15 protein-coding genes and 1 pseudogene are annotated in these 13,155 nt (G+C 62.7%); 1 reads left to right on the top strand and 15 read right to left on the bottom strand.

All coding sequences use genetic code 11. From position 1 onward, the window contains the following. Window positions 1-20: 20 nt before the first annotated feature. Window positions 21-749 (top strand): CBS domain-containing protein, encoded by a 729-nt coding sequence (locus BLR13_RS37315; protein WP_074829700.1) that lies wholly within the window; start codon window positions 21-23, stop codon window positions 747-749. Between the two features lie 195 nt (window positions 750-944). On the opposite strand, the gene BLR13_RS37310 is transcribed toward BLR13_RS37315, so the two are convergent. From BLR13_RS37310 to BLR13_RS37250, 15 genes and pseudogenes are all read right to left on the bottom strand, one after another. Next, entirely contained in the window at window positions 945-1,208 is a 264-nt protein-coding gene (locus BLR13_RS37310; protein WP_074829703.1) for a hypothetical protein, read from the bottom strand. Between the two features lie 80 nt (window positions 1,209-1,288). After that, window positions 1,289-1,726 carry a hypothetical protein gene (locus BLR13_RS37305; RefSeq protein WP_244525017.1) on the bottom strand — a complete coding sequence of 146 codons (438 nt, stop codon included), beginning with the start codon at window positions 1,724-1,726 and terminating at the stop codon, window positions 1,289-1,291. 66 nt (window positions 1,727-1,792) lie between these two features. Then, window positions 1,793-1,945: pseudogene (locus BLR13_RS42790) on the bottom strand (SulP family inorganic anion transporter); the annotation flags it as partial. A 310-nt stretch (window positions 1,946-2,255) separates the two neighbouring features. Next, window positions 2,256-2,420 (bottom strand): cbb3-type cytochrome oxidase assembly protein CcoS, encoded by a 165-nt coding sequence (gene ccoS / locus BLR13_RS37300; RefSeq protein ID WP_074829705.1) that lies wholly within the window; start codon window positions 2,418-2,420, stop codon window positions 2,256-2,258. Continuing rightward, the gene (locus BLR13_RS37295; RefSeq protein ID WP_074829708.1) at window positions 2,420-4,612 is read right to left on the bottom strand and encodes a cation-translocating P-type ATPase; all 2,193 of its coding nucleotides are present in this window, start codon (window positions 4,610-4,612) and stop codon (window positions 2,420-2,422) included. Before BLR13_RS37295 ends, ccoS begins: the two co-directional genes overlap by 1 nt. Window positions 4,613-4,622: 10 nt before the next feature. Continuing rightward, window positions 4,623-5,120 (bottom strand): FixH family protein, encoded by a 498-nt coding sequence (locus BLR13_RS37290; RefSeq protein ID WP_074829709.1) that lies wholly within the window; start codon window positions 5,118-5,120, stop codon window positions 4,623-4,625. Between the two features lie 40 nt (window positions 5,121-5,160). Further along, window positions 5,161-6,624, bottom strand: a complete 1,464-nt coding sequence (ccoG, locus tag BLR13_RS37285) for a cytochrome c oxidase accessory protein CcoG (RefSeq protein WP_074829711.1) — start codon at window positions 6,622-6,624, stop codon at window positions 5,161-5,163. 101 nt (window positions 6,625-6,725) lie between these two features. Next, a complete protein-coding gene (ccoP, locus tag BLR13_RS37280; RefSeq protein WP_074829713.1) occupies window positions 6,726-7,598 on the bottom strand; it encodes a cytochrome-c oxidase, cbb3-type subunit III in 873 nt (290 codons plus the stop codon). Window positions 7,599-7,605: 7 nt separating this feature from the next. Then, window positions 7,606-7,770 (bottom strand): cbb3-type cytochrome c oxidase subunit 3, encoded by a 165-nt coding sequence (locus tag BLR13_RS37275; RefSeq protein WP_074829716.1) that lies wholly within the window; start codon window positions 7,768-7,770, stop codon window positions 7,606-7,608. A 17-nt stretch (window positions 7,771-7,787) separates the two neighbouring features. Continuing rightward, a complete protein-coding gene (gene ccoO, locus BLR13_RS37270; protein WP_074829719.1) occupies window positions 7,788-8,522 on the bottom strand; it encodes a cytochrome-c oxidase, cbb3-type subunit II in 735 nt (244 codons plus the stop codon). Between the two features lie 11 nt (window positions 8,523-8,533). Further along, complete coding sequence (gene ccoN / locus BLR13_RS37265) at window positions 8,534-10,156, bottom strand: cytochrome-c oxidase, cbb3-type subunit I (RefSeq protein ID WP_433994294.1); 1,623 nt, start codon at window positions 10,154-10,156, stop codon at window positions 8,534-8,536. A 180-nt stretch (window positions 10,157-10,336) separates the two neighbouring features. Further along, on the bottom strand, window positions 10,337-10,669 hold the full coding sequence (locus tag BLR13_RS37260) for a hypothetical protein (protein ID WP_143039829.1): 333 nt from the start codon (window positions 10,667-10,669) through the stop codon (window positions 10,337-10,339). Between the two features lie 105 nt (window positions 10,670-10,774). Then, window positions 10,775-12,109: an oxygen-independent coproporphyrinogen III oxidase gene (gene hemN, locus BLR13_RS37255; protein WP_079587221.1), complete on the bottom strand. Its 1,335-nt coding sequence runs from the start codon at window positions 12,107-12,109 to the stop codon at window positions 10,775-10,777. A gap of 54 nt (window positions 12,110-12,163) precedes the next feature. Next, entirely contained in the window at window positions 12,164-12,304 is a 141-nt protein-coding gene (locus tag BLR13_RS41265; protein ID WP_171945015.1) for a hypothetical protein, read from the bottom strand. A 78-nt stretch (window positions 12,305-12,382) separates the two neighbouring features. Beyond that, on the bottom strand, window positions 12,383-13,102 hold the full coding sequence (locus BLR13_RS37250) for a Crp/Fnr family transcriptional regulator (protein ID WP_074832300.1): 720 nt from the start codon (window positions 13,100-13,102) through the stop codon (window positions 12,383-12,385). Window positions 13,103-13,155 lie beyond the last annotated feature (53 nt).

Below are 13,155 nucleotides of genomic sequence, written 5' to 3'. Positions count from 1 at the left end.
ACGAAACAGGAGATCGTCCCATGCGCGCCCATCAGATCATGACCCGGTCGGTCATCACAGTCACACCGGATGCCACCGTGCTCGAGGCCGCCAATCTGATGCTGCGGTATCACGTCAGCGGACTTCCCGTCGTCGACACGGCCGGCAGGCTCGTCGGTATCGTCTCGGAAGGCGACTTCATCCGCCGCAGCGAGATCGGCACCCAGAAGAAGCGCGGCCGCTGGCTCAAGTTCCTGCTCGGAGCGGGCAAGGCTGCCACCGACTACGTCCATGAATACGGCCGCAAGATCTCCGAGGTCATGACCCTGGATCCGATCACCATCACCGAGCAGACGCCGCTCGAGGACATCGTGTCGTCGATGGAGAGCAACGGGGTCAAGCGGCTGCCGGTGATGCGGGACGGCAAGCTGGTCGGGATCGTGTCGCGCGCCAATCTGCTGCAGGCGGTCGCCGGCCTCGCCCGCGACATCCCCGATCCGACCGCCGACGACGACCACATCCGCAGCCGCATCGTCGCCGCGATCGAAAAGAACGACTGGAGCCCGTTCGGGCTCAATGTCATCGTGCGCGACGGCATCGCCCATCTCAGCGGCGTCATCACCGAGGAACGCTCACGGCTGGCCTCTATCGTCGCGGCGGAGAACGTTACCGGAGTCAGGAAGGTTCACGACCATCTGTGCTGGGTCGACACAATGTGCGGAATGTACGTCGAATCGCCCGAAGATAACGAAATGGCAAGGGCCAGCTAGACTTCCTGCAGCAAGGAGCGAAAAACTTGGTAACATACCGAGAGAAGCCTAAACACATCAGTTGATGATCGTGTCGCGGATCTTCCTACTCTTCGCCGGGATCATCGGGGCGCTGTGGGCGCCCCGCGGCGCCCTGAACCTTGACGTTATCGAGACACTCGTCGCTGTCATTCTTTGCCTTTCTTATAGCATTGTTTAGCTCGTTACTAACGTTTTGGAGACTGCGCCCGCCGGGTTGCGCGGAGCGTCGCCCGGATTTCTTACCGCCGAAACTATGAAGCTGTCCGCATGTAACCACCATTCGCTAACGTTCTCCAGCTGGCAAAAGCTGAGTTTTGCCATCTCACAAGCTTGATTTTTTGTCGACGCTTCGACCTTCACCACGCGCTGACAAATTTCCACTTCGTGTCCGTTTTCGCCGAGAACATTCTTCATGAAGCGGGCTATGTACTTTGTCACGGCTATCTCTCCATTTCACATTAAGGCGATGAGCTCGCCCGGCACCGATCGGTTCGCAATCGGTTCACAACAAGCCCTCCTCAACGGCGCGCGAGGCTCTTGCCTAGCGCCTGTATCGTCGGAGCATTCGAACAGTAGTCCTCGTAGTCTCTCGCCGCAGCGCCGGTCTTGATGTCGTTGTTGCATTGGGCTTTCCGTACGCACTGGCTGCAGACGCGCTCCATGTCACACAGCACTCCCGGCTCGGAGCGAATGAGATCCGCCTCGTCGAATCCGAGAACTTTCAGCAACTTTGGCAGCTCGTCAGCCGAATGAGGAGGCAGCTTGATGAGGGCGCTGAGCTCTCCCTGCGGAAGGCGCAGGTCGCGCGAGATGTCCTCGAACGTGCGCGAGTCGAGCTGGTCGTAATCGCCCCTTTCGCGGCGATGATTTAACCAGTCACCGAAGACGCCGATGAGACCTTCGACGATCGGATAGTTCTCCTCTCTCGCACTCATATTCGCCTCCTCGATTGCCAACTGTCGACCCCATGATGGCAACCTAAGAAATATTCCGACGACAATCCTTGATTCAGCGCAAAAAGAAAGCAGGATCCCGTCGCCATGGACGGTCAGTAAAAGTCCCTCGAGACCGAATCTGGCCCGAAGTCGCCGATACCAGAACGATGAAAGCGCCGCGGGCCCTCCGATCTGGTAGCGGCTACCACCCAACGCAGAGACTAGGAAGCCGCCGGCAATAAACTTGATCATATTTGAAGGTATGGGACTAGCGTCGAGAATGAGCCGCTGCGTCGCTCGCGATTTGATTCAAGTCAAATCGCCTGATCATTCTTGGGCGCACTCTGCGTCAAGTTTGGCACAGGGCTTGGACCGAGCTTGGCAAGGTTCCTCGATGCGACAATTCATGCTCAAGATGATGATCACTTGTCTTGCCGCCCGTCGGAGTTCATCGCGACAAATCGGCGCAATGCGCGCCGTAAGCAGCATGCTGACACTGATCTTGCGTGTCAGCGTCGGAGTCTACATCTGGGTGCATGGCAGCTGAATTTCAGCGCGCCGGTTTGTCCGCTACCGCTTCATCGTCCGCAATCGCGCGCCATCCAGCCCCTTCAAGGTCTTCGTACTGACCGTTCTTGAGCGACCAGAGAAATCCCATCAGGCCGAGCAGTCCCAGCAGCAGCGCCAGCGGAACCAGGAATACCAGGACTTCCATCAGTCAAACTCCTCGACACCGCGGTGCGCGCGTAGCGCATTCAATATCACCAGCAGCGACGAACCCGACATCGCGGCCGCCGCCACCAGCGGCGTTGCCAGACCGGCAATCGCCAGCGGCACCGCGAGCAGATTGTATCCGGCGGCGAGCCACAGGTTCTGACGCATCAGCCGCAGCGCCTTGCGCGAGTAGCCGATCGCCGCCACCACGGGCGCGAGGCGGTCGCCGAGGAAAACCAGATCGGCCGTGGCCTGGCTCAGATGGGTGGCGCTGATCGGCGACATCGACACGTAGGCAGCGGCCAACGCCGGCGCATCGTTCATGCCGTCGCCGACCATCATCACCTTGAAACCCTGCCGCTTCAGCTCGTCGATGCGGGCGATCTTGTCGGCGGGCGTGACCCCGGCGCGCCATTCCTGAATGCCGAGCAAGCACGAGGCGTGCTTCACCGCGGGCTCGCGATCCCCGGAAAGGATCTCAACCGCGATCCCGGCCCGCAAAAGCTGCGCCACTGCCGCCTCCGCATCGGCGCGCAGGCGTTGCCGCACCGCAAAGACATGGCAGTCGTTGCCATGCCTGAAGGCGACCACGGAGGCCTCCGGATCGCTGCACAAAATCTCGTTGGCCTGCCGGTCCGCATCGCAGAACGACGGCCTCCCAAGTCTCACCTCGATGCCGCCGACAGCGCCGCGCACGCCCTGGCCCGGCACTTCCTCGATTCCCGACAACGGCTTGTTGGCGCCGGCCGCGCGGGCCACCGCGGCGGCGACCGGATGATGGCTGGACAGCGCGAGCCGGCCCGCCAGCGCGAATTCGGATTCGGGAATTGCGGCGGCGTTGCTGACGTCGAGTTCGGGCAAAGTCAGCGTGCCGGTCTTGTCGAACACGACCCTGTCGACCTCGGCCAGCCGCTCGATGGCATCGCCGGAATTGAGCAACACGCCGCTCCGGAACATGGCGCCCGACGCCACGGTCTGCACGGCGGGAATCGCCAGCCCCAGCGCGCAGGGACAGGTGATGATCAGGACCGCGATCGCGGTGATAATGGCATCATGCCAGCTCGCGCCGAACGCGACCCAGCCCAGCATGGTCAACAGCGCCGCAGCGTGCACGACCGGCGCATAAAGCCGCGAGGCCCGGTCCGCCAGCCGCACATAGCGGGAGCGGCCCTGTACGGCATTTTCAAGCAGACGCGCGATTTCGGCCAGCAGCGTGCCTTCCGCTGATGCAGCGACCCGCACCCGTAACGCGCCGGAGAGATTGAGCGTTCCCGCATAGACGGCAGTGCCCGGCTCGGCCTTGACCGGCAGCGTCTCGCCGGTGATCAGGCTTTGATCGATCTTGGATTGGCCTTCGATCACCGAGCCGTCGACCGCGCAACGCTCGCCGGGGCGCAGCAGCACGATATCGCCGGCCTGAATGGCGGCGATCGGCACCTCGCTGATTTCATCGGCACCGACGAACTTGGTCGCGGTCTCGGCCTTCAGCGCGGCAAGGTTTCCGGCAACCGCGCGGGTCTTGCGGCGCATGCTCTGATCAAGATAACGCCCCGCCACCAGGAAGGTGATCAGCATCAGCGCGGCATCGAAGTAGGCGTGTTCGGCGTGGCTGATGGTCTCGGAGACCGACATCGCCAGCGCCAGCACGATGCCGATCGAGATCGGCACGTCCATATTGGTGCTGTGCGCCCGCAGGCTCCGCCAGGCGGAGCGGAAGAACGGCTGGCCGGCATAGGCCGCCGCCGGCAGCGCAATCAACGCCGACAGCCAGTGAAAGAAATCGCGCTGTTCCGGGATCATGTCGCTGACGTTGCCGGACCACACCGGAACCGACAGCATCATCACGTTCATCGCGGCAAAGGCGGCGACGCCGAGACAGCGCAAGAGAAAGCTCGCCTGCTCCGTCTCCAGTGCCTCGGCGCGGACCGGCTCGAACGGATAGGCCTTGTATCCGAGTTCGGCCAGCCGATCGATGAAACGCGCCGGATCCAGCGCGCCCTGTTTCCATTCCAGCGCCACCCGGCGGTCGGTCAGATTGACGCGCGCCAGCGTCACGTCCGGCAACGCGGAAAGGCCGCGCTCGATCTTCGACATGCAGCCGGCGCAACTGACGCCCTCGACGGCCAAATCGATGTGCGACAGGCCTGAGTCCAAGTTCCTGACGTAATGTGAAAAGTCGCGCGTCGCCTGCATCGTGCGTTTCCTAGTTCAACACAACGCGGTTCTTGGACAGGAACATGCGCTGGCCGGCCGATGCGCCTTCCAGCACCAGGTCCCATTGGCCCGGCGCGATCGCCGGCGCGCTGCCGCGATAGATGCCGATCCCGACTTCGGCCAGCGTGACCGGCAGATCGGCCCGCCGGTCGGTCGGCCGCTCGAAGCGGCCCTCGAACGTCAGGCCGGTCATCGGACGGCCGGCATTGTCGCGGGCCTCGACCTGCAGCGTCGCGCCGCCCTGCCCGCTGCGCTCGACATGCGCGTCGACCTTCCAGTCGCGCGCGGCCTGTTCGCGGGCCGTCGCGATCTCCTTCTCATAGGCCAGGCTGGCGCTGTAGGCGCTGTCGACCTCCGTGCCGGGCAGCGTCTTGATCGCGAGCCGCATCATGACGAGGTTGACCCCGATCACGACGCCGAAGAAGGCGACCAGCATGGCAAACACCATGCGCCCGGTGAGAGGTCTCGGAGCCCGCGTTTGGTTCATGTCAAACTCCTGTTCGCCCTCGAAGCCGCGAGGTAATGGCTCATGGCGTCACGAAATTGTCGGTCGCGGAGGCGACCTCGCCGAGCCCGATGTCGGTGACGTGGAAGTGCACCGGGATGGACTTCTCGGGATTGCCTTCGGCGGGCGCGGTCACCAGCAACCGCAACTCGGAGGTCTGGTCCCGGCCCAGCACGATCATCGGCCGGTCCTGGGTGATGGAATCGGCGCCGACGACATGGACGGTGGCATTGACCGGACCGTCGATGTCGATCGCGATGACGCGATCGAAGCCGCGCTTGTTGAGGAGACGAACCGTATAGGCGTTGCGGATCGAGCCGTCGCTCAGCTTGACCGCGACCGGGTTGCGGTCGTGCAGCACGTTGATGTCGAGCAGCGTGCGCGTCAGCAGCGCATAGAGCATGATGGCGCCGACACCAGCGATCAATAGCGCATAGACGGTGGTGCGTGGCCGCACCGGCCGGTAGACCGGCGCCTTGCCTCCCTTACGGCGGTGAATGTTGATGTCGTTGTCGTATCCGATCAGGCGGGTTTCCCGGCCGATCTTCTTCATCACGTTGTCGCAGGCGTCGATGCACAGGCCGCACTGGATGCATTCGAGCTGCGCCCCGTTGCGGATATCGATCCCGGTCGGGCATACCGCGACGCATTGATAGCAATCGATACAGTCGCCGGCGGATTGGCCGCGCGCCTTGAGTTCGTTCGCCTTCTTCAGCGAGGTGCGCTGCTCGCCGCGGTCGTATTTGTAGCTGACGGTGAGCGCCCATTCGTCGGTCAGGGCCGCCTGGATACGCGGCCACGGGCACATATAGGTGCAGACCTGCTCGCGCATGAAGCCGGCAAAGACATAGGTCGTGGCCGTCAGGATCGCGATCCAGATATAGGCGATCATCGGCGCCTGGAAGGTGACGAGCTGTTTCACCAGCGTCGGCGCGTCGTTGAAATAGAGCACCCAGGCGCCGCCGGTCCACCAGGCGATCATCAGCCAGATCGAATGCTTCAGCACGATCTCGGCAAACCGCTCGAGCTTCATGGTGCCCCGGGCGGCGTCCTTGCGCATGCGCTCGCGCCGGTCACCTTCGATCAGGCGTTCCACGGCATAAAACAGATCGGTCCAGACCGTCTGCGGGCAGAGATAGCCGCACCAGATGCGGCCACCGACCGCGTTCATCAGAAACAGCGTCAGCGCCGCCACGATCAACAGGCCGGTGAAGTAATAGACTTCCTGCGGCCACAGCTCGATGAAGAAGAAGTAGAAGCGGCTGTTGGGAAGATCGACCAGCACCGCCTGGTCCGGCGCACCGAGGCCGCGGTTCCAGCGCACGAAGGGCAGCAGGTAATAGACGCCGAGGCAGAATGCCATCAGCCCCCATTTGACGCGGCGGAAGGTGCCGGAAACGCTCTGCGGATAGACCTTCTTCTGGGCCACATAAAGTGGCCCCTCATCGTCCAGTTGCAGCTCGGTCGGGTTCACGGGCTTGTTCATTGCAGGGGTTAAACTCGTCAATTGAACTGACTCTAGACCCGCCCCCGCAAACGCGTTTGATCCACCTCAAGCAAGACCGGGATCAGGCCTCTGCCCGGCGGCTATTTGCCGCCGCCGAGCGAGTGCACGTAAACCGTCAGCGCCTTGATGGTGGAGGGATCGAGACGCCCGACCCAGGCCGGCATGACGCCGGCGCGGCCGTTGGTGATGGTCTCGACCAGCGTCGCCTCGTCCGAGCCATAGAGCCAGATCTTGTCGGTCAGGTCAGGCGCGCCGAGTTCCTGGTTGCCGTTGGCCTTGTCGCCATGGCACGCGGTGCAGTTATCGGCGAAGATTTTCGCGCCGGCGGCGGCGTCATAGCCGGGGCCGGTCGACAGCCCCGACAGCGATCGCACATAATTGGCGACGGTGACGATCTGGTCCCTTTTCAGAACGCCTTCCTTGCCGAAGGCCAGCATGGCGCTTTCGTGGGTCTTGGCATGCCCCGAGCGTGCGCCGAACTGGATCGTCTGCATGATCTGGTCGAGCGAGCCGCCCCACAACCAGTCGTCGTCGTTCAGGTTGGGAAAGCCCTTAGCGCCGGCGCCGCCGGAGCCGTGGCACGGCGCGCAATTGTCGCCGAACACGGTCTTGCCGCGGGCGCGCGCCAGTGCAAGCAGCGCCGGGTCCTTCTCGATCTCCGCCAGCGGCGCCGCCGCAAGCGCCACCATCTTGTCGCCGCGGATCTTTTCCAGATTGGCTAACTCGACGGCGACATCCGCGCGGGACGAATAGCCCAGCACGCCGGTCGTGTTGCTCCACAGCAGCGGCCACGCCGGATACACGATCCAGTAGCCGATCGCCCACAGGATCGTCGCGTAGAAAGTGAGAATCCACCAACGCGGCAGCGGAGTGTTGAGTTCCTTGATGCCGTCCCACTCGTGGCCCGTGGTGGCGGTGCCGGTGACGTGATCAGTCTCGCTGTGATCGGTCATGATCCCCTCACTCCTCGCGCAATGGCATTTTCGCCGCTTCGTCGAAGTCGTTCTTGTTGCGCGGCCACAGCGCGTAAGTCACGATGGCGATGAAGATCGCGACGAAGATCGGGGTCCAGAAGGTGGTCACGAAGTCCGAGGTGATGTTCTGGACAGTGAGAATGGCTTTCATCGTTCTGCTTTCTCAGCTCAGCGAAGGTTGGCTTTTTCGTTGTAAAGCTTGAAGTCGACCAGCGTGCCCAGCATCTGCAGGTACGCGATCAGGGCGTCCATTTCGGTCGGCGCGCCCGGCCTGCCGTCGAAGTTGCGCGCCACCGCCTTCGGATAGCGCTTGGTGAAGGCGTCGACCCCGGCATTATCAGGATCGGCCTGCGCCTTGAGGTCCGCTACCGCGTTGGCGATCTGATCGTCGGTGTAGGGCACGCCGACGCTGCGGCTGGTGCCCAGATGCGCGGCCATGATCGAGGCATCGACTTCGGTTTCGGCCAGGAACGGATAGCCGGGCATCACCGATTGCGGCACGATCGCGCGCGGATTGGTCAGGTGCGTGACATGCCAGTCGTCGGAATATTTGGCGCCGACGCGCGCCAGATCGGGACCGGTGCGCTTGGATCCCCACTGGAAGGGATGGTCGTACATGCTCTCGGCCGCCAGCGAGAAATGGCCGTAACGCTCGACCTCGTCGCGCAGCGGGCGGATCATCTGCGAGTGGCAGAGATAGCAGCCCTCGCGGACATAGATGTTGCGCCCCGCAAGCTCCAGCGGCGTGTACGGCCTGATGCCGTCGACCACCTCGATGGTGCTCTTGAGATAGAACAGCGGGGTGATTTCGACCAGGCCGCCGATTGCGATCACCGCGAGAATGCCCGCGATCAGGATGATCGAGTTCTTTTCGAAGACTTGATGCCGTGCCCAGAAAGACATTTATGCGCTCCTCATTCCGCCGGCTGAAGAGCTGCGGACGCTGGCGCTTCGGCCGCGCCGACGCGCACCGTCATCCAGAGATTGTAGGCCATGATCAACGCGCCGATCAGGAACAGCGCGCCGCCCGCGGCGCGGATGATGTAGAACGGATGCATCGCTTCCACGGTCTCGATGAAGGAGTATTCGAGGAAGCCGAGCGAGGTGTAGGCGCGCCACATCAGGCCCTGCAGGATTCCCGACACCCACATCGCCGAGATGTAGAGCACGATGCCGATGGTCGCGATCCAGAAGTGCCAGTTGACCAGTTTCAGGCTGTAGAGGCCCTTGCGATCCCACAGCCAGGGAAACAGGCAATACAGCGCGCCGAACGACACGAAGCCGACCCAGCCCAGCGCACCCGAGTGGACGTGACCGATGGTCCAGTCGGTGTAGTGGCTGAGCGAGTTGACCACCTTGATCGACATCAGCGGGCCTTCGAACGTCGCCATGCCGTAGAAGGCGACCGACACCACCAGCATGCGCAGCACCGGATCGGTGCGCAGCTTGTCCCACGCGCCCGACAGCGTCATCAGGCCGTTGATCATGCCGCCCCAGGACGGCATCCACAGCATGATCGAGAACGTCATGCCGAGCGTCTGCGCCCAGTCCGGCAGCGCCGTGTAGTGCAGGTGGTGCGGGCCGGCCCAGATGTAGAGAAAGATGATCGCCCAGAAGTGGATGATCGACAGCCGGTAGGAATAGACCGGCCGCTCCGCGCGCTTCGGAATGAAGTAGTACATGATGGCGAGGAAGCCGGCGGTGAGGAAGAAACCGACCGCGTTGTGGCCGTACCACCACTGGAACATCGCGTCCTGCACGCCGCCCCAGGCGATGTAGGACTTCGAACCGAAGAACGACACCGGCAGCGCGGGATTGTTGCCGAGATGCAGCACCGCGATGGTAACGATGAAGGCGAGATAGAACCAGTTGGCGACGAAGATGTGCGGTTCCTTGCGCTTGATGAGGGTGATGAGAAAGACGAGCAAATAGGTCACCCAGACGATCGTCAGCCAGAGATCCGCATACCATTCCGGCTCGGCATACTCCTTGGACTGGGTGACGCCGAGCAGATAGCCGGTGCCGGCGATCAGAATGAAGAAGTTGTAGCCGATCACGACGAACCACGGCGCCAGATCGCCGGCGAGACGCGCACGGCAGGTCTTCTGAACGACATAGAACGAGGTCGCGATCAGGACATTGCCGCCGAAGGCAAAGATCACGGCCGAGGTGTGCAGCGGCCGCAGCCGGCCGAAGCTGGTCCAGGGCAGGTCGAAATTCAGCGCCGGCCATGCGAGCTGCGAGGCGATCAGGAGGCCGACGGCAAAACCGGCGATGCCCCAGAATACCGCCATCACGGCGGAGAATTTGATCGGACCCAGATTGTAGTTGGGCCGGCCGTTGATCTCCCGCGGCGGCAGCGACGCCGCGCGCTCGTAATAGCGGTTCACAATCGCGACGGCGGCGGCGAGACTGGCGGCGCATGCCAGCGAGGCATGAAAGGCGAATGCGGTATCCAGCGCTTGCCCCGCGGCGAAAAGGCAAAGGAAGGCAGAGGCGGCAAAAGCGATCATCAGACCGGCTTCGCCATGCGTCATCGATTTTGCGGTTTTGGATTGGGTCATGCCTGGCTTCTTTTCTGCAGACGCGTTTTCTACAAAAGCATGCTCCAATGATCACAGCTCCGAGAGCGGAGATTTGATCGAAGTCAAAGTCGAAAGCTTTTGCAGAGTTTTTGGGAAAACATCGACCGGACAGGCCCTGCCGGAACGCTGCATTCAGCAACAGGACGGGCCGATCGGCAGCAGCGCCTGCTTTCGCGCGGAAATCTGTTTTGCTTCGGACGCTTGCGCTGCCCGGATGCGGTCTCGCGAAATCTCGAGCTCCGCCAATTTCTGTTCCGTGAGCTCAGCGGAAACGTTGCGTCCCGTCAAAAGCCCGTAAAGTTCCGGATGCGACAGATTGAGATCGCGCGCGACCTGTTCGAACTCGGTGCGGTTTATTCCCTGCAGCCGATTCAGATGCCGCCATCGCGCGACGACGCCCCGCATCCAGCCGCCAAGACGGCCGGGGTGGGGTAACCTTGCGCTGTCGCCGGAATCCAACGTCACGGGAAGGCCTCACAGGATCGGGCTTCATCCAAGCAGATCGCGGCGATCCGCACCTTGACCTGTATCAAGGACCTGCAAAGGACCAGCATCAAGCCGGCTGGCTCGTCAGACCGCCTTGCTGAATCGCGCGGCATCTTGGCGCGTATGCGAATCGAACACCGCGGCAATGACGCGAACGACCGCGCGGCCGGCCTCGGTCGCGGTGACGACGCGGCCGTCGATTTGCACCAGGCCGTCGCGGACCAGCGGCTGCAGCAACGGCAATTCCTCGTCGAACGCCAGATCCGGCGCGGTCACGTCGAGGTCGGCCTGAAACTGGCACATCAGGCTCTCGATGGTGCGGGCGCGCTGCCGCTCCGCGGCATCTAGCCGGCAGCCGCGCGCCGGCGCCAGAGCGCCGCCCGTGATGGCGCGAACATAGCTCGGAACATCGGAGACGTTCTGTACATAACCATCCCGGAAGCGGGAAATCGAGGACGCGCCGAATCCGATCAGCGTCTCCCTGCCGTCGTCGGTATAACCCTGGAAATTCCGGTGCAGCCCTCCCGCGGCCGCCGCGCGTGCCAGCAAGTCACCGGGCCTGGCAAAATGATCGATGCCGACTTTCAGGAAACCTTGGCGCAAAAACTCCTCAGCGATGATTCCGGCCTGGTCGATCCGTTCCTCGACACCTGGCAACGTGCTCTCGTCGATGCGCCGCTGATTGGCCTTCAGCCGCGGCATATGGGCATAGCCGTAGCAGGCGATCCGGTCCGGCTGCAGCGCGGCGACGATCTCGCAGGTCTTGCGCAGCGAGGTTGTGGTCTGCACCGGCAAGCCGTAGATCAGGTCGAAATTCAGATGGCGAATGCCGGCGTCGCGCAGCCGCGTCACCGCGGCTTCGACACTCTGCATCGGCTGCCAGCGGCCAATCGCGACCTGCACCAGTGGATTGACGTCCTGCACGCCGAGACTGGCGCGATTGATACCCAGCTCTTGCAGCCCCTCGGCCAGCGCCGGCGTCACATAGCGCGGATCGAGTTCGATGGCGTGTTCGAAGCCCGCGTCGAACACGAAGCGGTCGCGCAGCACCTGCATGACCGAGGCAAGCCCCTCGGCGCCAAGGATGCTGGGCGTGCCGCCGCCCCAGTGCAGCCGAGCGATCCGGACCGGCCCGGGCACAGCGTCGCTGACTTGCGCGATCTCGCGCTCGAGCGCGACGCGATAGCCCGCGATGACATCGTCGCGCAGCGCCTTCTTGGTGTTGCAGCCGCAATAGAGACAAAGCTCGCGGCAATAGGGGACGTGCAGATAGACCGAAACGGCCTCGCTGGTGTCGAGCCCCTGCAGCCACCGTTTCTGGTCCGCTACACCGACAGCAGTCGTGAACTCGGCCGCCGTCGGATACGACGTATAACGCGGCACCTGCAGCCTGGCATAATTGCGGACGATATCGTTCACCGCATTACTCCCTTGCGCCGTCAGGCGATTCCGCCCAGCGGATACGCCCGACGATCAGAATGCCCGGCGCCGTATGTTGGATTGCTGAGCCAGTTGCTTGCGGTTGGTCTGACGGTCGCCCCAGTAAAGAACCGCAGCAAAGACGACGAACATTGCGACAACGCAGACGGACACAAACATCGAATCGGCTGGCATGACTTACCTCCTCTAATGGAAAGACATTGCCTGCCGCGCAGCATCCCGACTTTGAGATGGGTCAAGCTCGCAGCTGTTTCACGTCGACGCCAGCGCCTCCGCCCGCGACGAATCCAGCAGGCGAACGCCGCCAGAGATGATGACCAACATTCTTTCGCGCTCGAAACGGGTCAAGGTCCGGCTCACGGTTTCGATCGTCAACCCCAAATAGTCAGCAATATCCTGGCGGTTCATCGGCAACGATATGATATCGCGTTCGTCGCCGATATGAACCAGTCGTTTGCGCCAACCGATCAGAAAGGCCGCGATCTTCTCTTCCGCAGTACGTCGGCCGAGCAACAGCATCTGCTCCTGGGCCTGCATCAGTTCCCGCGCAACGAATTCGTTGATTCGGAGCAGAAAGCGCGGCCGCTGCTCGATGAAATGCGTGAAGGCCTCCCGCGACAGCCGACATGCGGCGACGGCATTTATGGCGTCCGCCGAAAAACTGTATCGATAGGAAGGCGACGCGCCGAGAAAATCGCCCGGCAATGCGAAGCCGATCACCTGCCGCCGGCCGTCTGCCATCAGCTTGTACAACCGCGCGACACCCGCGGTCAGATTATGAACGGCGCCGACGACCTGGCCTGCCGTGAATATCGACGTATTTGGCGCGAATTGAAAGTTGCGCGCGATCCGCTCGAATTCCGCGAGATCGGCTTGGTCGAGCGCGCCGCAGATGCTGAGTGAGCGGACCGTACAGGCCGAGCAACGGCCGAAGATGATGCGACCAGCCTTTGGAGAGATCGTTCTTATCATAGCCCTGCCCGCTTTGAGCGTTGGATATGTCACGCGTGACCGTTTGCCCGGCA

This window comes from Bradyrhizobium ottawaense (assembly GCF_900099825.1).
In the GTDB taxonomy this organism is placed as follows: domain Bacteria; phylum Pseudomonadota; class Alphaproteobacteria; order Rhizobiales; family Xanthobacteraceae; genus Bradyrhizobium; species Bradyrhizobium ottawaense_A.
This window is presented reverse-complemented; position numbering and strand designations above follow the sequence as displayed.